This window comes from Dictyobacter halimunensis, from assembly GCF_036245075.1.
Genome location: NZ_BSRI01000001.1, coordinates 1,865,214 through 1,889,179, shown reverse-complemented (window position 1 = coordinate 1,889,179; position 23,966 = coordinate 1,865,214). Strand labels below are relative to the sequence as shown.

Annotated in this window: 15 protein-coding genes; 10 read left to right on the top strand and 5 right to left on the bottom strand. The window is 51.7% G+C overall.

Translation table 11 applies throughout. The features are described 5' to 3' along the window. Positions 1-42: 42 nt before the first annotated feature. A complete protein-coding gene (locus tag AABA21_RS07475) occupies positions 43-1,431 on the bottom strand; it encodes an ABC transporter substrate-binding protein (protein WP_338248458.1) in 1,389 nt (462 codons plus the stop codon). A 398-nt stretch (positions 1,432-1,829) separates the two neighbouring features. Here AABA21_RS07475 and AABA21_RS07470 point away from each other — a divergent pair, with 398 nt between their 5' ends. After that, the gene (locus AABA21_RS07470; protein WP_338248456.1) at positions 1,830-2,855 is read left to right on the top strand and encodes a LacI family DNA-binding transcriptional regulator; all 1,026 of its coding nucleotides are present in this window, start codon (positions 1,830-1,832) and stop codon (positions 2,853-2,855) included. A 6-nt stretch (positions 2,856-2,861) separates the two neighbouring features. Here the strand turns inward: AABA21_RS07470 and AABA21_RS07465 are convergent, their stop codons facing one another. Then, on the bottom strand, positions 2,862-3,929 hold the full coding sequence (locus AABA21_RS07465) for a hypothetical protein (protein WP_338248454.1): 1,068 nt from the start codon (positions 3,927-3,929) through the stop codon (positions 2,862-2,864). Positions 3,930-4,702: 773 nt separating this feature from the next. On the opposite strand from AABA21_RS07465, the gene AABA21_RS07460 reads away from it, so the two are divergent. The 3 genes from AABA21_RS07460 (at position 4,703) to AABA21_RS07450 (ending at position 11,040) form a co-directional block, all read left to right on the top strand. After that, a complete protein-coding gene (locus tag AABA21_RS07460) occupies positions 4,703-5,962 on the top strand; it encodes a glycosyltransferase family 39 protein (RefSeq protein ID WP_338248452.1) in 1,260 nt (419 codons plus the stop codon). Between the two features lie 169 nt (positions 5,963-6,131). After that, entirely contained in the window at positions 6,132-8,567 is a 2,436-nt protein-coding gene (locus AABA21_RS07455) for a DUF2298 domain-containing protein (protein ID WP_338248451.1), read from the top strand. A gap of 196 nt (positions 8,568-8,763) precedes the next feature. Then, positions 8,764-11,040, top strand: a complete 2,277-nt coding sequence (locus tag AABA21_RS07450; RefSeq protein WP_338248449.1) for a PAS domain S-box protein — start codon at positions 8,764-8,766, stop codon at positions 11,038-11,040. A 57-nt stretch (positions 11,041-11,097) separates the two neighbouring features. On the opposite strand, the gene AABA21_RS07445 is transcribed toward AABA21_RS07450, so the two are convergent. After that, on the bottom strand, positions 11,098-11,337 hold the full coding sequence (locus AABA21_RS07445; protein ID WP_338248447.1) for a hypothetical protein: 240 nt from the start codon (positions 11,335-11,337) through the stop codon (positions 11,098-11,100). 632 nt (positions 11,338-11,969) lie between these two features. On the opposite strand from AABA21_RS07445, the gene AABA21_RS07440 reads away from it, so the two are divergent. Beyond that, positions 11,970-12,644: an HAD family hydrolase gene (locus tag AABA21_RS07440; protein WP_338248445.1), complete on the top strand. Its 675-nt coding sequence runs from the start codon at positions 11,970-11,972 to the stop codon at positions 12,642-12,644. A 72-nt stretch (positions 12,645-12,716) separates the two neighbouring features. Here the strand turns inward: AABA21_RS07440 and AABA21_RS07435 are convergent, their stop codons facing one another. Continuing rightward, entirely contained in the window at positions 12,717-13,496 is a 780-nt protein-coding gene (locus AABA21_RS07435; protein WP_338248443.1) for a Type 1 glutamine amidotransferase-like domain-containing protein, read from the bottom strand. Positions 13,497-13,737: 241 nt separating this feature from the next. On the opposite strand from AABA21_RS07435, the gene AABA21_RS07430 reads away from it, so the two are divergent. Together AABA21_RS07430 and AABA21_RS07425 are read left to right on the top strand one after the other, a co-directional pair. Beyond that, a complete protein-coding gene (locus tag AABA21_RS07430) occupies positions 13,738-15,285 on the top strand; it encodes a S1C family serine protease (protein WP_338248441.1) in 1,548 nt (515 codons plus the stop codon). A 170-nt stretch (positions 15,286-15,455) separates the two neighbouring features. Then, positions 15,456-15,968, top strand: coding sequence for a YtxH domain-containing protein (locus AABA21_RS07425; RefSeq protein ID WP_338248440.1), 513 nt, complete (start codon positions 15,456-15,458; stop codon positions 15,966-15,968). An 84-nt stretch (positions 15,969-16,052) separates the two neighbouring features. Here AABA21_RS07425 and AABA21_RS07420 read toward each other — a convergent pair whose 3' ends face one another. Beyond that, a complete protein-coding gene (locus AABA21_RS07420; protein ID WP_338248438.1) occupies positions 16,053-16,604 on the bottom strand; it encodes a hypothetical protein in 552 nt (183 codons plus the stop codon). Between the two features lie 409 nt (positions 16,605-17,013). Here AABA21_RS07420 and AABA21_RS07415 point away from each other — a divergent pair, with 409 nt between their 5' ends. From AABA21_RS07415 to dinB, 3 genes are all read left to right on the top strand, one after another. After that, the gene (locus AABA21_RS07415) at positions 17,014-17,652 is read left to right on the top strand and encodes an NAD(P)-dependent oxidoreductase (protein ID WP_338251007.1); all 639 of its coding nucleotides are present in this window, start codon (positions 17,014-17,016) and stop codon (positions 17,650-17,652) included. A 306-nt stretch (positions 17,653-17,958) separates the two neighbouring features. Further along, complete coding sequence (locus AABA21_RS07410) at positions 17,959-21,993, top strand: tetratricopeptide repeat protein (RefSeq protein WP_338248436.1); 4,035 nt, start codon at positions 17,959-17,961, stop codon at positions 21,991-21,993. A 100-nt stretch (positions 21,994-22,093) separates the two neighbouring features. After that, on the top strand, positions 22,094-23,203 hold the full coding sequence (gene dinB, locus AABA21_RS07405) for a DNA polymerase IV (protein ID WP_338248434.1): 1,110 nt from the start codon (positions 22,094-22,096) through the stop codon (positions 23,201-23,203). Positions 23,204-23,966: the final 763 nt, after the last annotated feature.

The window sequence follows — 23,966 nt, the reverse complement described above, 5'->3', positions numbered from 1 at the left end:
TGAGCCCTCCCGGGCCATGACCTGTAGATAAGCACGCAGCTCCTACTGGCGGGCAACCAGTTTGGTCTGAATATCATCCGAAGACTTCTGCAGCACCTGTTGCGGCGTCAACTGCCCATCCAGCATACGCTGAACATTGGTGCCAAAGTAGGGTACAGCCTGGTTGTACCAGGGGGCAATATAGAAATTGCCAGGAATATCTTTGACGGTACCGGTCACCGTCTGCCACAGATTCTGTCCACCCAGGCCCTCGGAATTTTTATACAGCTGTGTCCCAAGCGCGGGCATATACGAAGGGATCGAGGTATTGATACCGCCGGGATAGACTTTATTGGGTCCATAGACGGAGGTATAGCCCTCTTTACTGAAGACGAGGTGCTCATAGAAGAGCCACGCCAGATGAGGATTTTTCGCCTTTTTCGGGATGATAAACGAGCTACCACCCATCACGGCCCCACGAGCCCCACCTGTAGTCCAGGCGGGCAGAGGCATCGCGCGCCACTTCCCTTTGGTCTTCTTAAAGAGCAGATCAGGACCATACACAGCCCAGACCGCCCAGGGATAGAACGCCACCTGATTATTCTCGATCGCCGCCACGTCGCCAGGTCCATAATATTGCGCACGCGTCCCCAGGTTCTGATCGCGTACCGCCTTCAAGAATTTCATAATATTGAGGTAGGCCGGCGTATTAATCTGCAGCTTACCGCTGGCATCCACCATGCTGGTTCCCTGCTGGTTGGCAAACATCTCAACCCACAGCTGCGTCAGACCAGGATCCTGTTCCAGGTGTATCGGCTTACAGGAGGGGCCGAACTTCGTCTGCACCTTTTTGGCGGCCGCGAGCAGATCGTCATAGGTCTGAATCGATGTAGGATCGACGCCGGCCTCCTGTAACATATCTTCGCGATAGTACAGCAGCCCTGGATCAAGGTCCCAGGGGATACCAACGATGCGATTATTATGGGTATTGACGCGCAGCTTAAACGGCACGATGTCTTTCACGTACGGCTGAATCCAGTCCGTAATATCGTAGTAGTGCGAAGCCAGCGTTGGCAGGTTATTATCCTCGTAGAAAGAGCCATCCGGCACATTAACGCCGGTATTGAGGGTTGTGGGCAGCTTCGCATCGACATCTACCGATACATGCTTCACCTTGATCTTGGGATACTTCTTATTGAAGCTCTCAATGGTAGCGTCAAACACCTGGAACAGATCGCCCGAGCGATCCCAGATAGTCACGGTACCTTCATTGGCGGTCGCATTGCCGCTAGCGGCCCCTCCAGTTGAAGGCGACCCGCAGGCGGCCAGCAAGCCGCCGGCAGCGGCGAACGCTCCAACAGTAGCGGAAGACTTAATAAAAGAGCGTCGCGAGATAGCATACTGAGACGAGAGAGCATCCCATTGCTTGAAAATATCCTGTTGTTTCGACATCCGTGTTCATCCCCTTTCTCATAACGAGAAATACTGGAAGCTCCATGCTACAATGCATAAATAAAGACGAATTCATCAAAAAAAGAGGCAAACTCATACTGATGTCCAGACATAACGTGATATTGTGGTCATGCTTATGCTGCACAATAAACGAAAAGCTGGCAGACAGACAATGTCATTGGCTGATATGTACCGCTGATCAGTTGAGTTCGTTCAACGTTGAACGTAGTATAACATCCAAAAAACGTGCCTGTCAAGGATTCCGTGAAACAAATTTCTCGCCGGGGAGTCTGACGCACCTCTTAGGGAAAGTGATAAGTTGACATGAGGTAAATTGGGGTGCTACTATTTTGAACAAAAACATAAAGCTGAGTAAGAGAAGGAATGGCAAAACGACCGTGGCAGTGCATTTAAAAGATATCGCGGCTTATACCGGCGTCTCGATAAAGACTGTCTCCAATGTGGTCAACGGCAATTATGATCACGTAGGACCGGAGACGCGGGCGCTGGTACTTGATGCCATCAAAAAATTGAATTATCAGCCGAATAACGCGGCCCGCCATCTGCGTAAGGCCCAGGTAAATGTGCTGGCCTACGCCTTCCCGGATCTCTCCAACCCCTATTTTGCCGATATTGGTCACGCCATCGCCACCGAGGCCGCCGGGCGCAACTACACGGTCCTGTTGGATTACACCTTCTCTGAACGCGACAAAGAGCTCAATATATTGGCCGGGATGAGCCCCCATCTCATCGATGGCTTGATTCTGGACTCACACGCGCTTGACGTAGAAGACATGAGCCAGATACAAACGAGTGGTCCAATTGTCCTGCTTGGTGAAAGACTGTTTGGCGCGCCGCTAGACCACGTGCTCATCGACAATACAGCGGCGGCATATACAGCCACCAGGCACCTGATCGAACAGGGGAAACGCAAGATCGCCGCCATCGGAGTCCAGAAGGCACGTAGTGAGGCCCCATCGCTACGTCTGCAGGGCTTTATGCAGGCGCTAACGGAAGCTCATCTACCTATAGATCAATCGCTTTTCATGGATGGGGGACTCTGGCACCGGCCCGATGGTGCGGCAGCAATGCAAGCGCTGCTCGCACGTCCCCGCGAAGAGTGGCCCGATGCCATCTTCTGCTTCAACGACCTGATGGCTCTCGGCGCTATCTCTGTACTAGGAGCAGCTGGGTGTCGTATTCCAGAGGATATCGCCGTCATCGGTATTGATGACATTGAAGATGGCCGCTACGCCAACCCGCCCCTCAGCACCATCGAGCCAGACAAGCATGAGATAGCACGCATAGCGGTACACTTGCTGCTCGAACGTATTACGGGACGACGCACGCAGGAGCCAGAGTCAATCTATGTACCATTTCATCTGCATGCGCGCGCCAGCACCATGGGATGCAAGACCAATTAAAACCGGCTAACTTTTTCTGGGTGAAATAAGGAAGACGCAGTGCCCGGTATGCGTCTGGGCGCTGCACTCCACCTCGCGTATCTCCCACTGCCGCTCTTGTTTCACCAGACGCAACATCAGGTCAAACGAATACTGCCACGGCATACACAATGGCTGCTCAGCCCCCATGACACTATAGGCAAATATATTGCTGTAGAACACAAAAACAAATGAGCCATCGTCGAAGCGCTTCCATTCGGTCAGCTTTTCGCCGCGCCGGCTATCGACCTCATTCGCCAGGATGGTCAATAGCGTGCGCATCGTGCGATCAGCACCAATCACTTTAGGGATCTGCTGCATAAGAAAGAGGAAGATAGCCTTTTGCAAGGTATCCGCTTCGACCTGTCCCGCCCAGCGATATACCTGCCGCAGAGGCTGCGTAGGCGCCGAAAACATCACCGCCCGCATCAGTAATGAAAAATATTGAGGCGGAATTGTAAATTGATCGACCTCAGGTGGCCATTGTTCTTCTTTACAAAATTGGGCCAGACCGACATCGGTCAACAAAGTATTCCATTGGTCGGCAGGGATAACCTGCCTGGCCGCCTTCAACTCAAGATGCATATGCGAAGAAAACGACCGCCTGGAGCGGGCCACGCGTGGCTTAAAGCCTAGCTTCGGCAAAGACTCCAGCACCATGGTATGTTCCGCCGTCTTCAGCGGTATCTGCGCCGACGGTAAAAATTGCCAGATGCGCCGTAAAATCAGGCTATTTGGTGGAGAGATACAGTGCATGGTATTTGAAATCGTATCCTCGGCCGATAGAAGCAGACCATCAGGCAGATATATGAAAGATAGCGGCATAACGGGAACGTCTCGCTGTATTTCGTGGTTTAAACGCTGCAGGAGGCGGGTAAAAATAGGGCCTGTTGTCTCTTCCTGTTGACCTAGCAAAATGAGACGGGGAACGAAATGCTCTTTCAGGAAACGGTCAAACGCCTGGTAGGAAGTCGAGGTAATAATTGCTCGTAGCCCGGCCAGCGTAAGGAGGCGAGCCAGGTACTGAGACCGAACTTCGTTTGTATCAATGATCAAAAGAACATGCTCGCGTGCTTTTTTTAAAACATCAGCAGAATCAAACGAAGGTGGTTCACCGGGTGCAGGCACCATATAACAAGATTCGCCCTTTCTTATTGAGCTAAAACAGGTTACATAATTGCGCGATTGATAATTGAGGAATAAAATCATATCGAGTGTAACTGCTTTATTAAAAAAAGTCAATATAAATATTAGCAAATGAAAAGAAAATCCAGAAATGCAAACACAAAATACCGCTGCCTGCCCGCTTATCCCATGATTTAAATAGCCCATTCAGATGCTTTTTTATATCAACGCGTAGCTCCTTGATAGAATAGTCAAAGCACCTCGGTGAACACTCATCAGCCGGGCTAGAAATTATAAGCCGCGAGCGGGTGATTACAGCCTCCTGCATAGAGGCGTCAATTATTCTATTAGTATAATCTCCATCTATATTCTGATGGACATCGCGCGCTTCTTCATCTCTCAAATGAGAGTCGAGAACTATGGACCCATATAGTCTATAGCAAGTCTTTTGAAACTGGCAGAACCTCCCATTGTTTTTTTGCCTTCTCACTCAAAGGAAGCCACTTTTATGCAAAGAACACAAAAAAATACAATAAAGTGTCCTAAAAATAACATACATTCGTGTAAAGATTAAAGAGTCAGACACCGACTTACGAATATTAATTCATGCATTCTAATGTATGAATTAATAAGTTAATTGCAACATATTTCTCATTATAGGAGTGGTGATGGAAAAAATGCATGTGGAGAATAAATCATCAAATATGACATCAGACCCATTAACTGTACCAGGTGAACAATCACCACCCGATAATGAGTTAAAAAGCAAGCAGGAGGATACACAGGAAGAAGATCAAAGATTATCTACATGGAAAAAATGGCGGCACGCCACCATCGACACATTACCGACCTTCATCGCCATCCACCTGGCTGTCTTTGTAGCCAGTTGCATGGCCATATTATTCACGGTCAAGGATTATTCTTCTCAGGTCTTTCCATTGTACACGATATGGGGAGAATGGAACCGATGGGATACAGGTAATTTCATACGTTTTGCCAATCAGGGCTATATCGAAAAGGTCAATACTGCATTCTTCCCCCTCTATCCATTGTTAATAAAATATGTACAGATCATTACCTTCAATGACGGGCTGCTGGCCGGTCTGCTCATCTCCAGTATAGCCGACCTGGTAATGCTCATTGTGCTGTACCAATTAGTCTACGAGGAAGTGGGTCAGGAGCAGGCGCGCAGGGCTGTGCTCTACATATCGATCTTTCCAACGGCGTTCTTCTACCTGGCAGCGTACAATGAATCCTTATTTTTATGCTTTACCATCATGCTGTTCTACTGCATGCGACATCGGAGATGGTGGTTAGCGGGCATCTGCGGGATCTTCGCTATGCTCAGCCGCTCGGTTGGTATCCTGCTGGTCTTTCCGTTTCTCTATGAATATCTAAGGCAGAGGCACTTTCAGATCCGCAACATCCGCTTTGACATCCTCAGCGTGGCACTCATTCCTGCGGCCCTGATCGCCTATGGCTGCTACTGCTACCTGTATTTTGGCTCTTTCTTCTCATTCGCGACCGCGCAACAGAACTGGTATCGACAACTGGTATTCCCCGGCTATAACCTCTGGCTCGGCTTTCAATTCATGTTGGAACACGGGGGCGGCATCTTGAGTTTTATAACCTTACGCACGCTCACGGACGCGTTACCAGATATCTTCATATTTATAGTGCTGATACTCGCCATCGTTGGGCCATGGCGTTTACGACGCGATCAGATGGTATACGTCGTCTATGGTCTCATCGTGTTCGCCTATGTGCAGATGTATCCTACATTTCGCCCTATGACACCACCGTTGGAAGCATTATCGCGCTATCTCCTTGAAATATTCCCGGCCTTTATAACGCTGGCTATCATCGGCAAAAATCGCCTGGTCAACCAATGTTACCTGCTCGTTTCCGGCTCGCTCTTCTTTTTTCTGCTCACCCAGTTTATTACCGGCCACTGGGTTATATAGAGCACTAGCCAAAAGCCCTATTACGGGTCCCACCTCATCCAAACAACGCTAGAATATGATAAAGTTTAAACAATGCAGAGAATAGCCTGAAGCAAGTATAATAGGTTTACAGGGCTGAGAACGGCCCTGTCCATATGCAGGACAGATATTCTGGTAGAGATGAGCATATATGTTAGAGTTATTGCAGATGTGGGCACTGGTAGAGGTCCTTGGGATCATCTTTCTACCGCTCACCGTCACGGTTTTCCACAATATTCCTGATCGGGGCTGGGCCTGGAGTAAGGCTCTGGCAGTCCTGGTAACCTCCTTCTGTGTCTGGTGGCCCTTGATGGTTATCCAGGCGCTCCCATTCAGCAGGATCTTCATCCTCACGGTAGTGCTGGTGCTGCTGGCATTGAATGTGGTTGGCTTCCTGCGTACGCGCCAGACCATACTCAGGATGGTGCGCTCTAATAGCCTGTATATTATTGCTACTGAAGCGGTCTTCCTGGTTATGGTCTTCCTGCTAGGCTGGTTGCGTTCCTTTGGACCTGATATTCATTCCTACGAGATGTTCATGGATGAAGGCTTTCTCGCCTCCATCATGCGCAGCCAGCATTTTCCGCCACCAGACATGTGGTATGCCGGCTACTCGATCAATTATTACTACTATGCCCACTATATCGTTGGCTTCCTGGCCAAACTGCTGGGGCAACTGCCATCGGTAGCCTTTAACACCGGTATCAGCATGCTCTATGGCCTCACAGCGGTCAGCCTGTTCGGTGTCTCCAGCAACCTGGTCTCCTGGTCGCGCCACCTGCGCCGGCAGCGGCAGATAGTCGTCGACAAGGAGCAGGATGAGCCACAAGAGCAACCGATTCACGCCATCCCTGGCGCCCTCAAAATAGGGATTCCGTTCGGGCTGATTACCGTGATCATGGCCCTGATGTTTGGCAATCTGGCTTCGGCGTTTCAGTGGTTCCACGATCGAGGGAGCGCGAACGGCTATGACTGGTTCAACCCGACGCGTATCATCCCACGCACCATTAATGAATTCCCGGCCTTCAGCTTCCTGCTCTCAGATTTTCACGCCCACGTGCTCTCGCTGGCGTTTACCATTATGGCCATCGGCCTGGCGTTAAACCTGCTGCTGGAGCATGAAGGCAAAGGGATCTTCCTCTTTGGGCGTGGCTGGCGTCTCCCCCTGACACTGGGCGCTACAAGCCTCTCTCTCGGCGGACTCTTTGTGATGAATGGCTGGGATCTGCCAACCTATATGGGGCTGGTCATCGTATGTATCGCGCTACAACAGTGGTTGCTGAATAAGCGCCGCTTCAGCTGGCGGCTCGTCCTCGATGTCGCCGCGCCCTCGCTGGCCCTGGCCGTACTGGCGATCTTGCTATTTGTACCCTTCCATCTCACCTTCATCTCTCCCTCACAGGGCATCGGGATCGCTCCACTGTCGGAACGCACATCTTTACGCAATGAGCTCTTGATCTACACCTTTCTGGCCTTTGTCTTTCTCTCGCTGCTCTTCAGCGATATCATTACACGTACATTTAGACCGGCGCCCACCTCCAATATAGAGGCTACTACAGAGCCAGAGTCTGATGGGTCGGAAACGGCGCCGCAGGAAGCATATCTCTCCTGGCCCTTTATCGGCACAATGACGGGTCTGGGCTTTATCGTCATCGGACTGGCCTGCCAGTTCTTCGATCCCGCCAATGTAACACTCTTCATCGCGCTGGGCATCACGATCACGGCCATCGTCGCCATCATGCAGAAGATAGATGACCGGGCGCACGCCTTTACACTCCTGCTGGGCGCGGTCGCCTTCGCCCTGATCGCGGGCTGTGAAATCTTTTTCCTGCGCGACGTCTTTGTCGATAGCAATCCACGCATGAATAGCGTCTTCAAATTCTACTTTCAGGCCTGGATCCTGCTCTCGATCGCCGGTGGTGCCGGCTTCTACTACATCCTGGAGAATTTCCAGATCAAAGAACGCCTGCAGGGCTCATTGCGCTACGTGGTAACGGGAGGAAAGATTGTCTGGGGCGCCATCCTGCTGGTCCTGGTGCTGACCAGTTCCATCTATCCCATTGTCGCGCCCTACTACCGCTTTGTCCGCTTTGATCCGGCAACACAACAGACCGGGATGTTCCGCACCAACAGTCTGGATGGTCTGAACTACTTGCAGAGGGACCCGGCCTCGGTCGGGGACTACAACGCGATCCGCTGGCTGAACGCCAACATTAGCGGCTCACCGGTCATCGTGGAAGCGGTGGGCGATGACTATACCTACTACGCTCGCGTCTCAGGCTTAACCGGCCTGCCGACCATTATGGGCTGGATCGGGCACGAATACCAGTGGCGCGTCCAATGGTTCAATCGCAATCCGGCCAACGCCGCCGAATTTAATAGCCGCAAAGACGAGGTCACCGAGATTTATACCGATCCCAATCCGCAGAATGTGCTGGCCACGATGGCGCGCTATCATGCGCAGTATCTCTACGTTGGCACGTTAGAACGCAGCACCTATAGCAAGGCCAATCTGAATCGTTTTGGGTCATTTATGCAAGTCGTCTATCACAACCAGGATGTCACTATCTACAAGGTCAAATCTTGAAGTTCGCACATAAAGAAAGCATTTCGCCTCGTGGTGACACGAGGCGAAATGCTTTCTTTAACAGAACTGATTGGCGCCGCTTCCAAAGGCAATCTACACCAACACAACCTGTTCACGGTTTCCCTTCAGAGCGTCTATAACGAGGTATATATAGTATATAGAAAGAGGAACGTTTTTTTACGTGGAGGTTCAGTCAATGGAATCTGACCAACGTACGTCCGGAACACAAGAGTCTATGCCTCTCGAGCGAGGGGCGCACATACAACAGACGAGTGCAGATCTCTTCCTGGCACTGGCTCATAACAGCGCCGATATCTTCTGGCTCATGACGCCCTATGGTGATTTTGACTCTCTGGATTCCTCCAACTGGAAGATTTTTGTCGGTGCACGACAGGAACAACAGCAAAGCTGGCTGGACTGTGTCCATCCTCTAGACAACGACTGTGCGCAATCCGCCTTTACGCAGGCGGTTCAATCCGGGCAAGCGGCTGAGACAGAATGCAGGATGCGTAGAAGTGATAGCAGCTACCGACTGATCCGACTTCATTTTGTTCCTGTCCAGGATAGCAAAGGTCAGCTCTCCCAGATCATTGCTCACGGTAAAGATATTACCGAGCAGCGGCACTATCAGCAGATGAGCGAGGAACAGATGCGCCTGGCTGTAGGTGCCGCCAAGATTGGTCTATGTGATTGGGATACGCGCACCAATCATCTGACGCTTAATGAGCAGTGCAAGATCCTGTTTGGCTTTTCCCCTCGGCATACGGTCAGTTACGAGCAACTGATGGCCGCTATTCATCCCGAAGATCTGGACCAGCGAGATCACGCGATCCAGGAAGCGCTGAGGGAAAAAACAGAATATAGTATCGAGTATCGCCACATCTGTCCCGATCAATCGATCCGCTGGCTCACATTACGAGGGCGCTGGCTGTATGATGAGCAGGGTGTCGCGGTACGCATGATCGCAGCGGTCATGGATATTACCGCCCTCAAAGAAGCTGAGGCGCAGCAACTGGCGACCGCCAGCAAGATGACCTCAATTCTCGAAAGCATCAGCGACGCCTTTTTCACTATTGATAGCGAATGGCGCTACACCTATGTCAATCCTCACGCCGAAAAGCTTCTGGGCAAAAAGCTAGCCGATCTCCTGGGCCAGCCCATCGCGGACGTCACGCCGGCCTTTGCCGATCCTTTCTTTACACGCAAGTTCCGACAAGCGATTACAAAGCAGCAGGCCAATCACTTTGAAGCGTTTTCTCTGCCACAAAAAAAGTGGTTCGAGGTGCACGCCTATCCCACGTCCGAGGGGCTATCGGTCTACTACCAGGACATCACCGAGCGCAAGCGCATCGAGCGAGCCCTGCGTGAAAGCGAGCTCAAGTTCCGTCGCTTCGTAGAATCCAACATCATTGGCGTACTGGTCGCCGACATCTATGGCAACATTTACGAAACGAACCAGGCCTATCGAGACATTACTGGCTATAGCGAGGAAGAGATCCAGCAACGAAATCTGCAATGGACCGCCATGACCACCCAGCAATATCTGCCGCGCCAGGCCCAGGCGATCGAGGAGTTCCTCTCAACCGGCGTCAGTAAGCCGTTTGAGATCGCCATTCTTAATAAGCAGAGGCAGCAGGTTCCAATCATGATGGCTATTGCCCAACTCAAGAGCTCCTCTACCCTGGGCGTAGCCATCGTACTGGATATCAGCGCGCGTAAAGAAGTAGAAAAACAAAAAGATGTCTTCCTGAGTATCGCCAGCCACGAATTGCGCACCCCACTCACTATCCTCAAAGGCTCCCTCCAGCTCATTCAGCGCCGCATGAAACGTATAGCGTCCTCCCCCGATGCCACTCCGGCCGACATCGCAACGATCTGGCAGAAAAATGAGGATGACATGAACAATGCGCTGCGCCAGATCGATGTGCAGGCGCGCCTGGTTAATGATCTGCTCGATGTCTCACGCATCGCGGTGGATAAACTAGAGCTACATCTGAGGCGCTGTAACCTGATCAAAATTATCCAGGAAACTATTGAGGATCTACAGGCCACCACGACCGGGCACGCCTTGCAGATGCTCACTCCGCGGGATACAGAGATCTATGTGCAGGTAGATCCCGATCGCATCGGGCAGGTCATTAACAACTATGTGACCAACGCGATGAAATATTCGGAACCGGGACGCCCTATTCGCGTTGGCCTGGAGCAGAAGGAAAAGCAGGTATCGGTCTGGGTGCAGGACGAAGGGCCGGGGCTCACCGCAGATGCGCAGAAACGCATCTGGCGCCGCTTCTACCAGATCAAAGAGACGTCCACGCTCGCCAATAATCAGCAAGGATTGGGCCTGGGGCTCTACATTTGCCAGACGATCATTCAGCGTCATCATGGAGAGGTCGGCGTAACAAGCACCCCGGGTCATGGCTCAACCTTCTGGTTTACGTTACCGCTGGCACCTCCTCCCAATCCCACATAATAGCAACACGGACGGGCGTCAAGCCCGTCCGTGATTGGCAGCAATCTATACAACAAACTACTCCTCATCCTCCCCGGCCACATTGATACCGCTACGCCGCAGCTCGATCAGAATATCGATAACTCCTTTAGCGCTCTCAATGGCCTCCGACGGGGTCGCGGAATATTCATAAGCAGGATCCGTTTTGATAACGCGCTCATTCCATTTGAAGACACCATCGTACTCATGCTCAGATATTTTTTCGACCCAGATGGTAATCCCCTTGTAGCGCGCAGTCATCTCTTCTCTGTAAGCCATCACAAATTCTCGCTAACCTGGCACCCTATGCACAGCATATCTCATCCTTCATCTTACCGTAGTCTAGTATACAACGATGTCGCTCGTAATCATAACTGTAGCCAGTATTCCAGGATACTTATGTACCTGTTCTTTACATCTACCGCCCGTTCGCGGCGGTCTCTTGATGGCCGCCCTCACTATAGTAAAAGCATCAACCTATGCAGAAATTGCTTTTCAAGCTGCATTTTTCCTTCTCTATATAGAAGGACGTATATATAGCGGCTACATTTATTCAAAAGGAAGGTTCACGCCTTCGGCCCCTGACACTACGCACCTACGGTGCTCAGATAGCCGTGTTTGTGTTAGTGCAACAGGGGCGCATCCGCGCCCCTGTTGCACTAACACAAACACGAGTGCGACCGCGCATGCGGACGCCTGTGCGGGGGCGCTCACGTTCGCCAACACAAACACGAGTGCGGCCGCGCATGCGAGCGCCTGTGCGGGGGCGCTCACGTTCGCCAACACAGAGGAAGAGCCGCTCTTGCGGAAATGGTTGTACTTTGATAGAGTTTCATATGCCTGGGTACGATCTATCTGAGGTAGAGAACCAGCTCATTCTATACAACCTTATATATAAATCAGGAACACTTATGTCATATACACTTTTCATTGATGCTGACGATACGTTGTGGGAGAATAACATCTACTTCGAACAGGCCACCAGCAGTTTTATCCGCTTCTTGAATCATTCTTCGCTCCAGCCGGCGGAGATACAGGCTGTGATTAATGAGGTTGAGTTAAAGACAGGTTATGGCTTCGCCAATTTCACGCGCAGCCTGATCGCCGTATATAAGCAACTGGCGGAACGCGAGGTAAGCGAGGCTGACATAGAGCAGATTCGCGACTTTGGCCAGCAACTATCCAGCCATCCTTTAGAGATCATGCCTGGTGTTGAGGAGACGCTGGTCGATCTGACGCATCGACATCAGCTTATTCTGCTCACCAAGGGGCATGCCGAAGAGCAGCAATTAAAAATTGAGCGCTCCGGCCTGGCGGGCTACTTTGAGCATGCGATTGTCGTGCCCGAGAAGGATCCCGCCGCCTATATTCAACTGGTACAAGAGCTCGAACTACAGACAGCCAGCACCTGGATGGTTGGGAACTCGCCGCGCTCAGATATCAATTCGGCGCGCGCCGCCAATCTCAACACGGTATACATTCCCCATCCACATACCTGGTCGGTGGAGTTCCAGGCCATCGAGACATCTGGTCCTGGTAAACACCTTACCCTGAAAAGCTTCTCGGAGTTGCGTCAGCACTTCTAATAGCCGGTCGCGCCAATGCCACCAGACAAACCAGATCTCATTGGCAAAATGACTATATGCAGTTGACGGGTTTTAAAGATCAACAATGGTTTCGCCAACGTGGAAGACGCGGGCGCACCCATTTCTTTCGAAGAGCGTAACGCTACGCAGGCCCATCACCTTCCAGGTGGCAAGTCCTGCCTCCGCCTCAACCGGCATTCTAACCAGGGCGGTATCCTCATCAATACCCAGGCCACGATGATCCTCGGGTAAAGAGGCCAGGATACGCTTAAATCCGCTGGCCCAGATCTCATTACCCTGCATGCGATCAAAATGTGGAAAAACAGCGATCTTCGGCACAATACCGAGTCCGGGCAGCCATTGGGGGGCCTGGTCGGCGTAGACGTCACGGGGCGAGATCAAGACGGAACCAAGCGCCATGGCTCCGGCGCTACAGCCAGCCAGGATGGCGCCGCGTCGATAGGCGGCCGCGATAACTTCCCAGGCAGTCGTGGCACGCAGACTCTCTAAAATATGGCGCGGATTGCCGCCAGAAAAATAATAGAAATTCGCCCCTTGTAGCAGCGCAACCTGCTCAGGATCGTTGCTGCCCGTATGGTCAATAATGGACGATAAGCGGATATCCTGCACGCCCAGTTGCTTGAAGTGCTCAAAACCCAGAGAGTTCCAATACTGAGGCCGGCCCGGCTCAAGTCCACTGGCCGTCGGCAATAACGCAATGTGTGTCTGCTCAGCTTCTCCGAGGGTAGCGAGTAAGTAGGTATCGGTCTCATTCATCACGGGTAAATATTCGCCAGATCCCAGAAGAGCAACCGTGCCGGGTGCAGATGATAGAGAGTGCTTTTGTACCATGGTTATCCTTATTTTCAAAACAGAATGTGATCAGTAATTATCCATACTATATCATGCTCATCGCGTTTGATGAATGCCAGTCCCTGATAACGCGTGCTGCTTCAGCGGACACGCAATGGAGGGTTACCAGCAATCCATCTTTTGGGGGAGTACAAATAGGGGCTTACACGCTATAGTTATTTTCGTGGACTTATCGTCATTCTTGTGCTTCTAACCGATCCTGATTGAGGAGGATTTCCACATGTCACATCCAGATCAAAAGCCAGATCCTTCCGAATCATCCAATATACCACAGCGAGCAACAGACGCATCTTCAGAACAACCCGTTGAGCAGAACAAGTCCAGGTCGTACACGCCACCCTTTCTAAACGATCCGTCCAGGGGTGGTACAGAGGGTGGGCCAACGCAACCGCCACCATATCGCGGCCCGACTGAACGGCCTGCCGGATACGCACCGCTCGACGCGGAAGCAGATATCTATCGATCCAATGAGGCCCAGGGACAACCGCCAACCAGCAGGCCATCGCCTTACGCGGAACCGACATATCGCTCTTACTATCCGCCCGATTGGCCGCCAACGCCAGGGGCCGGCGCGGGTACCCCTCCCGGCAATGTGCCATCAAGCATGCCGCCGCCCAACGCGCCAGCCACACCACCGCCAGGGCAGTACGCTTACCAGGCACAGGGTACGGCGCCCCAAGGTTTTCCACCTCCTGGAGGCACACCCGGCCAGCGGACCGGCACAAACAACAAAATGAAGTTCATCGCCCTGCCATTGATCGCGCTCCTGATGGGTGCGCTGGGCGGCTGGCTCGCCGCCGGGGCCGCCACCCATTCCGCCAGCGCCGTCTTCCCGGGCGCCAGCCAATCGATTGAGCAGGTCGCCGCCAAATTTCGCACATCGGTAGTACAGATCAACGTCGAGACCCAGGCAGGAGGAGGACTGGGATCGGGCGTCATCATTGATCCACGCGGCTATATCGTCACCAACAATCACGTGGTTAACAACGGCCTCAACTACCAGGTCGTACTCTACGACAATACCAGGCTGCCCGCGAACGTAGTCGGCACCGATCCCAACGATGACCTGGCGGTCGTAAAGATCACTCCGCCCAAACATCTATCGGTAGCAAATATTGGAGACTCGTCGCGCCTGCAGGTGGGACAACCGGTACTGGCCATCGGGAATCCGCTTGGCATTACGCAGACTGTCACGAGTGGCATCGTCAGCGCGCTGGGCCGCAATATTAATGAGGGCCAGAATAACCTCATCATCAACGCCATCCAGACCGACGCCGCCATCAATCCCGGCAACAGTGGCGGAGCCCTGGTAAACATGCAGGGGAACCTGGTTGGCATCCCCACACTCGTGCCCATCGATCCCGAATTTAAAACGCCGGCGTCCGGCGTCGGCTTCGCCATCCCATCTAATCGCGTTAAATTCATCGTACCACAGTTGATTAACTCGGGTCATGTCGTCCAATCTGGACGCGCCGATATAGGGGTCAACGTCGTCAGCGTCGATTCGGACATCGCGGATCAGGCCCAGTTACCGGTGAATCATGGAGCGTTAATCGTCAATGTAAAACCCGATAGCGCCGCCGCCATGGCAGGCTTAAAGCGGGGTGATATCATTGTCGAAGCCAACAATCAATCCATCCAGGATACGGCCACGCTGCAGGATTTCCTGATCAACAAGACTCCAGGTCAGACCGTAACGCTACAGATCTATCGCGACAATCAGCAAATGGCGGTCAAGGTTCAGCTAGGTGAGCAACAGTTTGGCTAGAGCGCCCTGGTAGAAGTCCATGCGGCAGAGCTTCCAAAGTCTAAGGCTGCTATTACAACACGGGATCCATGAAACTTCATCGCAGGACAAAACGTGTTTTTGATAGGAATGACTCACACCTGTGCCATAAACTACACAGGTAGATACAGTTGCATAGAAAGGCAAACAAGATGGGAAAGTTTCTCCGAGGCCTATTTATTGGGACCGCGATAGGCCTGTTGATCGCACCTATGCGTGGTGAAGAGTTGCGTGGCAAGCTCAAGGAGCGCTTCAAACAGTTGCAGGAGAGAGCATCAAATTCAAAGCTCGGACAGAGCTCAACCGGTACGTCTGGCGGTCGCTACACACAACAATCTCAAAGTCAGAGAGACAATGAACCTATTACATTACCGCTCAACACATCTACAACAGGCAGGCAACCATCCTCTCAGCCGGCAACGCACACCAGGCTCTACAAATATGAGAGCACGCCAGAAGAGATGGATTATGAGCCCCTGAATTTGCCAGTTGAAACATTTGAAGAAAGCAAGGCGGGCAATCCAGAACATGAGCGCGCCCCCAAACGAACCGCACCACCTTCGACCAGTACAGAAAATCCCGACAAGAATCTAAGTCATCAAAGCAGACATAACATAAATACCACGACACAGAAGAACCCTGGCAATAGATCACGCCAGCACTAAAAGAGAAGTGCGAGCTCGTCTTATCGACAGCTCATGCGCATGCAGATAGCTAGCATTTAAAGTAGCTATCTGCCTGGCGATACACTATGAGCGATGGATGCTAACGGTAGTATTGTGGATACCGCGCAGGTGAACCAGATTAGCGGGCGAGAGGGGCATACTGTTTTGGTTTACCATCTGGCTGATTGTCTCGATTCGACCCAGATGGTACGCGCTCCTCTCAACCGCGGTCAGCAGGCAGGCGCGCACAGTCGGGCGTTGCCTGCCACGCATCTTCCCCTGTAAAGAGCGCGCCTCTACCAGCAGGCCCATAAAAGAATCGGGCATATTATCTAAAATAGTGTGGACGCTTTTCATCCACTGGCTATAACAACGCGAGAGGGCCAACAATGAACCGATCGGTTTCATCTCAAGCGAGTGATTGAGGAGTGGCTCCCTTCCACCAACAGGGACGAGCACCCACTTTTCAATATCGCGGGCCAGGTCAATAGCGGTTGCCAGCGGGGAACCGATGTCTGAAAAAGGTGGAGAATACTGCAATAGATCGTCTGGCAGTACTTCACAACTAGACAATGTACGCTGTCCGATACTTGCTAACATGCGGGCAATGTGTGCCGCTTCGCTATCATTACGCATATATCAAATCCCTTTCCGGTTGTGGGCCATGCGCGCACGCTGCCAGCATAGGTGCAGGCAGGCGGGCACGCACGTCACATCCTTCACGGCTTTGTATGTTCCATCGTTTACGCAACGAGTATGATTCAACCATTTCTGACTATATATCAACACGCCCTCAGAATAACAAATGTGACACCACAGACAAAAACAAAAGCATCTCCATGGGAAATGTGAGAGCAAAGCACACACTATCGTGATCGCAAGCATCGATCTCAGGTCGTATTCCTGCGGAAACAAAAAAATCCACAATCATGTATGCAATCATGTATAATGAAGCAGAAACGCGTTCCCAGCGATTATTTAGAAAGAAGGAGGCGTGCTTCCTCCCCGTTCCTCTGCGGCAGGAGGTTCCGCACGATTGAAACGCATGAAACTGGTAATCTTTGGAGCCTCAGGAAGAACTGGCAGGGCTCTAGTTGAGCAAGCGCTCGAAGCGGGGCATGATGTCACGGCCGGCGTACGCAATCCGGACAACTTTCCACTACGGCATGAACGCTTGCATGTCGTCAAGGCAGATGTCTTTGACCTGCCTTCGGTAGATGCCGCGATGCAGGGCAAAAACGCGGTCCTATCTACGGTCGGCCCCCGCAAACGAGGATTGCTAGGCGCCTACAAGCCCCAGGGCTTATACTCACAGGGTATCAAAAATATTTTACAGGCGATGCAAAAAAATGGCATTCGCCGCCTGGTCTGCGTTACGGCGGCCGCTGCCGACGATCAATACACCCCGCAGGGATTGTATGGCACCATTCAGATTCCGCTTATCTGGAGAAAAACACATGAAGATATGAAATTGATGCAGCGAGAGATCAGCAAAAGTAATCTGGATTGGGTCGTAGTACGACCAGCGCGCCTATCAGATTATCCACGCACCGATGAATATCGCATTTCGCTGCGTCCAACGTCCAAAGACCAGAGAACGCGCCGCACCGACCTGGCCGCCTTCATGCTCAAAGAATTAACCGATACCCAGTACTTGCGTAAGCTCCCGGTCATCGCTGATTAATTGCAGCCAATTATTTTTTCGATCTTATTCTGGGCGACACCTCATAAGTCCGCGGGGTATCGCCCATTTTCATCTTTTAGCTCTTCAGTTCTGTTTACCCATATTCCTTGTGTAAAAGGCAACAAAAATATTTTCTTTGTTTTATTTTTATTGTATTGTCAGTAAATTTCTAGTATATTAAACATCACTAATTTGCAATATGATAGTCGGTTAATCTTCGATTGTTTCCGCCGTAGGCGGAAACAATCGAAGATTAACAAAATACCAGCGACATTGGTTGGATTTAGCAAGAGAAGGTACTGGCCCATGAACGACAATAGTGATTCGATTATAAACATGCCGCTTGATCACCTGACAAATGCAGCACCTCTTGCTTACTTATCTGCCATTGCTGGCCCCCTAACGGAAGAAGACTTCGCCTCTAGCGTATACGAGAGTCTGTCGCTATTGCAGTGTTATCATAAGCAACTCTACCAGTTGTTTGAATACATTTATTTTGCCGGTCAATACGAACTGGCTATGCCGGAATCTTTGCTGGCGCAATTGAACCCCAGGCTATTCATTGATAGCGCCCTGGCACATAGCGCCAACCAGGGGCTTATCTTTCGTGACAGCAATGTTCCCGGACTCATCCGCACCGTAAGTCCTCGTGTCGCCCATAGCGCTATTTGTTTTTACCAGTCGGATGCGGAGCGGCTACTCGACAGTTGTATTGTGGCCACCAGCATACACAAACGTGAGCAACGCATGTTTCTGCAACGTCTGCTGGAGCATGTGGCACGCGAAACCTCGCTTTCGGCTGTGCACCATATGCTGTCCAAACACGAAGACCGCCTACAAGCATTGATCGAGTCCTGCAGTAACGCCGAATTAATCAACTGGGCACAGCTCTATAGCATGGCAGGGGATAACGACAGAGCCGAACAGGTTACCCAGATGGGTCTGGACAGGATGCCAGAGTCCGAATTAGACTGGGTAGCCGCCATCAAGCAGACGGAGCAGAAAGGCAGCGCGGAGCAAACATCAGAGCTCATAAATAGGGTTGAATGCTGGCTGGAAGCCAATCCGCAAGATACCAATGTACGCCATGCCTACCTGGGCTTTATTGAGCGCCATGGAACGCTGGCCGACATCTCCCATCTGATTCAAGAGATCGCATCCTGGTTAGACGCCAATCCCCAAAACGTCAACGTGCGCCAGATCTACCTGAAATTTATCGAACACTGGGGAACCGCAGAACAGATGGAGGACCTGCTGCGGTCAACCGAGCAATGGTTACAGGAAAATCCCGACGATACGCAGGTTCGTCAGACCTATCTCGGCCTGGTCGAGCGCAACGGCTCACCAGAAACCATCGCGCACGTTATTGAGCAGACCTCCAACTGGCTCTCGCTACACAGAGAAGATACCCATGTGCGTCAGGCCTATCTCACCTTTGTTGAACGCTGCGGCAGCGCCGAACAGATCACCAATCTGATTGAGAGCACAGCCCGCTGGCTCGAACAGCATCCCACCTGCTCCAATATTCGGCAGGCATATTTTAAATTTATAGAGCACTGTGGTGCCCACGAACAGGTCATGGCCCTGCTCGCCAATACCACCGATTGGCTGGCCGCCAATCCCCAGGACTGTTATGTACGCCAGGTTTACTTGAAATCGCTGGAACGCCGTGGCAATAAAGAGCTCATCAGTACCATCCTCAATGTAGAGGAATTTCAGGTTATCATGAATATCCCAGATACCAATGTTCTGCGTACCTATCTGGATCTCATGCGGCACTACGGGACCGAGGAACAGATTGTGGCCGCCATCGAGCTAACCACCAATGCCATGGCTACCCATCCCCACAACCATGCCATCCGCACAACCCATTTAGAACTGATCAGCCATTACGCCCATCCCGAACAGATCGCGCAGGTGATCGATGAAACTGCGACCTGGCTGGAGAACAACGCCCAGGTCAGCGCCATCCGCGCCACATATCTCAAGATAGTCGAGCAGTATGGTACGACCGAACAGGTGCAACGCGCCATTGACACCACCCAGACCTGGCTGCAGATGAACCCACAGAGCGTCAACACGCGCGCCCTGTACCTCAATTTGATAGGACAATGGGGATCGCAAGAAGCAATCACAGACGCACTGAAGCAGACGGCCAGCTGGCTGATCGCCCATCCACAGGATCCCTACGTCCGCAACGCCTATCTTAAACTCCTCTATCGCTATGGAGAACCGGAGACTATTCAGCAGGTAATCGATGCCACAATCAGCTGGCTGGCGATCCATCCCGACGAAACCCGGCTCAGGGCCACCTATCTCAAACTGGTCGAGCGCTACGGAGACACCCAGCAGGTCGACACAGCCATTGTCGCGACGACCACGTTGCCAGCGGTCCACAGCCAGGATTCGGTGGTGCGCATAGCATATATGAGCCTGGTACTGCACCGGGGCAATGCAGGGCATACCACGCTGGCGATCGAGCAAGCTATTAACTGGTTAACGCCCAGGCGCCAGAGCAGCGAAGTCAAAGCGTATCTAGAGCTGGCCGAGCACCATGCCTCCCCGGCGCAGCTCAGAGCTTTGATTAACGCCCTGACAGAATGGCTGGCTGGACACACAAAAAACATGCATATCCTCACCACATATATCAGGTTGCTGGACCATGCCGGTACTCCCACACAGATCGCGGCATTTCTGGCCGCGCTGTCCAACTGGTCTCCACTGCTACAGCAGAGCAGTAACGCCCTGACGCACCTGGTCGAGCTGATCGAGCATGCCGGAAATAGAGAACAGATCCAGGAGCTCATCTCTTTGATGGAAAACTGGCTACAAGACAATACGCCGGATGATAATCTCCTGGTGCACTACCTGAACTTCGTTAGCAAACATGGAGGGAAGAAAACCATTCAAGAGCTGTTGGGTTTTACCGAGCAGCTTTTAACGCTGGCAGACACCAGCGCGTATCTGCTCTCAGCCTACTTGAATCTTATCGGACGCCATGGATCGATAGCCCAGGTTCAGCGCATCCTGAATTTCACCAGCAGCTGGCTCACACTGCATAGCGCCAATCCTTACCTGCTCACCGTGTACCTACAACAGATCAAATACCACGGTACGGACGAACAGATCTATGAAGCGCTATGCTTTACAACCGAATGGCTGACCACCGAGGCGTCCGACGGTTATCTGCTCACCATGTATCTCAGCCTGATCAGGCGCTATAGCTCCCGCGAACAGATATTGAGCGCGCTTGATATAACAACGGCCTGGCTCGATACAAATTGCCTGGACGCCTTTGTGCTGGAAACGTACCTGGACCTGGTAGAATACTGTGGCTCTACGCCGCAGATCCTGCGTGCCCTGAACACCACCACCAATTACCTGCTATCGATGGCAAACGAAAAAGAGATCGCTATCCCGGCTGTCTATTTAAAGCTCCTGAAGTACTACGGAACTGAAAACCAGATACAGATGATGCTCAACTTTACCGTTTCATGGCTGGACGAGCACCAGAATAATATCTTTGTGCGCGCGGCCTACCTACGCCTGCTTGAGCATCATGGAACAACCAGCACTATTGAGCAGCAGATCGTCCGCACCCGCAACTGGCTATCCCGACACAAAGATTGTATCCATGTCTGGACCGCCTATCTGAAGCTCCTCAAACAGCACGGCAGCGAAGAACAACGCAACAACATGCTGCAAGAGTTAACCACGTGGCTTGAGCAACATACAGAACAGCCCCCAGTATGGATAACCTATCTGACCATCATGAAGCAATATGGCAATAGCGAACAGATCGCGCAAGCGCTACAGGCGACCGCGGCCTGGCTCAAACACCATCCAGAACACGAGAGTATCTACTCAAGCTATCTCAACCTGCTAGAACAGCACGGCGAAGTACTACATGAACTCAAGCATTATGAGGCCGCCCTGGACATCTATGCGCAAGCCATCCAGTTCGATCCCAAAAACACGCTTTTCTATTATCACCAGGGCATAACGCTGCGCAAGCTCTATCGCTATGAGGAAGCACTGGCGGTCTTTGAGCATATTATCCGCCTATCACCAACAGATGCCACAGCCTACATCAATAAAGGCAAAATTCTCTATAGCCTGAAGCGATACGAGGAAGCGCTGGAAGCCTACGATCAATCCCTGCGCTTTAATCCAATGCTGGCGCAGACCTATAGTGACCGGGGAACCATACTGCGGCGCCTCGGTCGCCATCAAGAAGCGCTCATGGCTTATGAACGTGCGCAACAACTGGACCCACACGATCCGGTGGCGCGCAGCAAATATGAAGAATTACGCAAACGCACGAGTAAACACAAACTCTAGCAATGGAAAATCACACATGATATTATGGGATCTGTTGCTATAATAGCACTATAGACGAGCTAGCAATGATGATAAGGAGCTTCAAGAGCTGGAGACGAGGATGCAGCCAACACGAAAAATTATACACATAGATATGGATGCATTCTATGCCTCGATCGAGCAACGCGATCATCCCGAGCTGCGCGGCAAACCGGTAGTGGTGGGAGGAGATCCACAGCGCCGAGGGGTCGTGGCCACCTGCTCCTATGAGGCGCGTAAATATGGCATCCATTCCGCCATGTCGGCGCAGAAGGCGTATCAACGCTGTCCCCATGCCATCTTTATACGACCACGCTTCGACATCTACCACGCGGTCTCCAATCAGATCATGCAGATCTTCCGCAGCTACACTGAACTGGTCGAGCCCCTCTCGCTGGATGAAGCGTACCTGGACGTCACCAATAATCGCCAGGGCATTGCCTCGGCCACCGTGGTGGCGCGCGCCATCAAACAGCAGATCTACGCCGAAACACATCTCACCGCCTCAGCCGGCGTCTCGTTCAACAAATTTATTGCCAAGCTCGCCTCCGATTACCGCAAACCCGATGGCCTGACGGTGGTTCCTCCTGAGCATGCCATCGAGTTTCTGGAACAGACGCCGATCGATAAGTTCTTTGGGGTCGGAAAAGTAACGGCCGCCAGGTTACACGAAATGGAGATCGAGACCGGCGCCGACTTGAAACGCCTGACCGAACCAGAACTACAAAGGCTCTTACACAAACAGGGCAGCATCCTCTACCACTACGTACGCGGTGAAGACGAACGTCCCGTTCAGCCGACGCGCATCCGCAAATCGGTCGGCAAAGAAACCACCCTGGTGGACGACATCAGCGATCCCGAACGCGTCATCCAGATCATGCGCCAGATGGCGGAGCAGGTCGAACGCCGTTTGCGGGAACTGGACCTGTATGGAAAGACGGTCGTCCTAAAACTACGCTGGAACAACTTCCAGTTGATGACGCGGCGCATCACCGTTCCCCACGCGCTACAGGACGCAGACACTATGGTCGCGCTCCTCACTCCCATTGTGTATGAACAGTTCAGCAGAGAGCCCAGACGCGTGCGCCTGGTCGGCGTCACAGTCTCTCATCTACTGAGCAGCCATGCCGCCGCACAGGCACCGTACATTGTCCCTCTAACACTGTGGGATGAAACAGCGTGGTTGGCCTGATGTTTCTTTCTGCATTTGTGAGCTATTCGCTCGCATCTTCAGAAGTGTTAGCTATTCACGCCATTTTTACGAGCTCGCGAACACTATAAACAAAACTTATGACTATTACATTAAAGTGAGGAAAAATATCTTCAATTATATTGACATCCTGATATTTTTAGTGTATATTTTTATCAGGTAAAGCAACTAATGGCATATCTTATTTTGTGGCACGTCTGCTATCTCTGTTCAGTGTGGAACGCTGGTATCTGACGCAGAAGCAAATCAGCCATTCAGTTATCTTTTACCACTATCCTTCAGGGATGAGGGAAGCACTTGTATTTACAAGGCCTGGTCATATAGTTGGGCTGCCATAAGTATGTGCTGTAGAGCTTCTGGGAGGAGCATACAGAGCATTGCGGTTCATTCTATTTACCTCGTTACGCTGTATCTGGCCGGGTGAGGAAAACGGCTCACGCGCTCTCCAGAATGCCACACGGATGTAGTAATTCGGGTTGGTGTAGGGGTCTCTTGCGCGGCTACATATACAGGACAAAGATTGTGCATTTCTATGGATGGATAGTGTACAAACTTAGGGATTGTGCATTTCTATGGATGGATGGCGCAATCCTTTTTTGTCTTCTATAAACATTACCTTCCTTTCCAGCTTGCTCTTATGTTAAACTGAGGGCAATTCCTTTTGTGCCATAAGACACGCTTTCAGGGAGGAAATAGTGCAGAAGAGATATAAGATGGTGCCGACCTGGCCGTTAAATATAGTGTG

Bases quoted from the DNA above. Each gene is read 5' to 3' on its own strand.
- AABA21_RS07475 (WP_338248458.1), bottom strand. From the start codon at position 1,431: ATGTCGAAACAACAGGATATTTTCAAGCAATGGGATGCTCTCTCGTCT.
- AABA21_RS07460 (WP_338248452.1), top strand. From the start codon at position 4,703: ATGACATCAGACCCATTAACTGTACCAGGTGAACAATCACCACCCGAT.
- AABA21_RS07455 (WP_338248451.1), top strand. From the start codon at position 6,132: ATGTTAGAGTTATTGCAGATGTGGGCACTGGTAGAGGTCCTTGGGATC.
- AABA21_RS07450 (WP_338248449.1), top strand. From the start codon at position 8,764: ATGGAATCTGACCAACGTACGTCCGGAACACAAGAGTCTATGCCTCTC.
- AABA21_RS07445 (WP_338248447.1), bottom strand. From the start codon at position 11,337: ATGGCTTACAGAGAAGAGATGACTGCGCGCTACAAGGGGATTACCATC.
- AABA21_RS07440 (WP_338248445.1), top strand. From the start codon at position 11,970: ATGTCATATACACTTTTCATTGATGCTGACGATACGTTGTGGGAGAAT.
- AABA21_RS07435 (WP_338248443.1), bottom strand. From the start codon at position 13,496: ATGGTACAAAAGCACTCTCTATCATCTGCACCCGGCACGGTTGCTCTT.
- AABA21_RS07430 (WP_338248441.1), top strand. From the start codon at position 13,738: ATGTCACATCCAGATCAAAAGCCAGATCCTTCCGAATCATCCAATATA.
- AABA21_RS07425 (WP_338248440.1), top strand. From the start codon at position 15,456: ATGGGAAAGTTTCTCCGAGGCCTATTTATTGGGACCGCGATAGGCCTG.
- AABA21_RS07420 (WP_338248438.1), bottom strand. From the start codon at position 16,604: ATGCGTAATGATAGCGAAGCGGCACACATTGCCCGCATGTTAGCAAGT.
- AABA21_RS07415 (WP_338251007.1), top strand. From the start codon at position 17,014: ATGAAACTGGTAATCTTTGGAGCCTCAGGAAGAACTGGCAGGGCTCTA.
- AABA21_RS07410 (WP_338248436.1), top strand. From the start codon at position 17,959: ATGAACGACAATAGTGATTCGATTATAAACATGCCGCTTGATCACCTG.
- dinB (WP_338248434.1), top strand. From the start codon at position 22,094: ATGCAGCCAACACGAAAAATTATACACATAGATATGGATGCATTCTAT.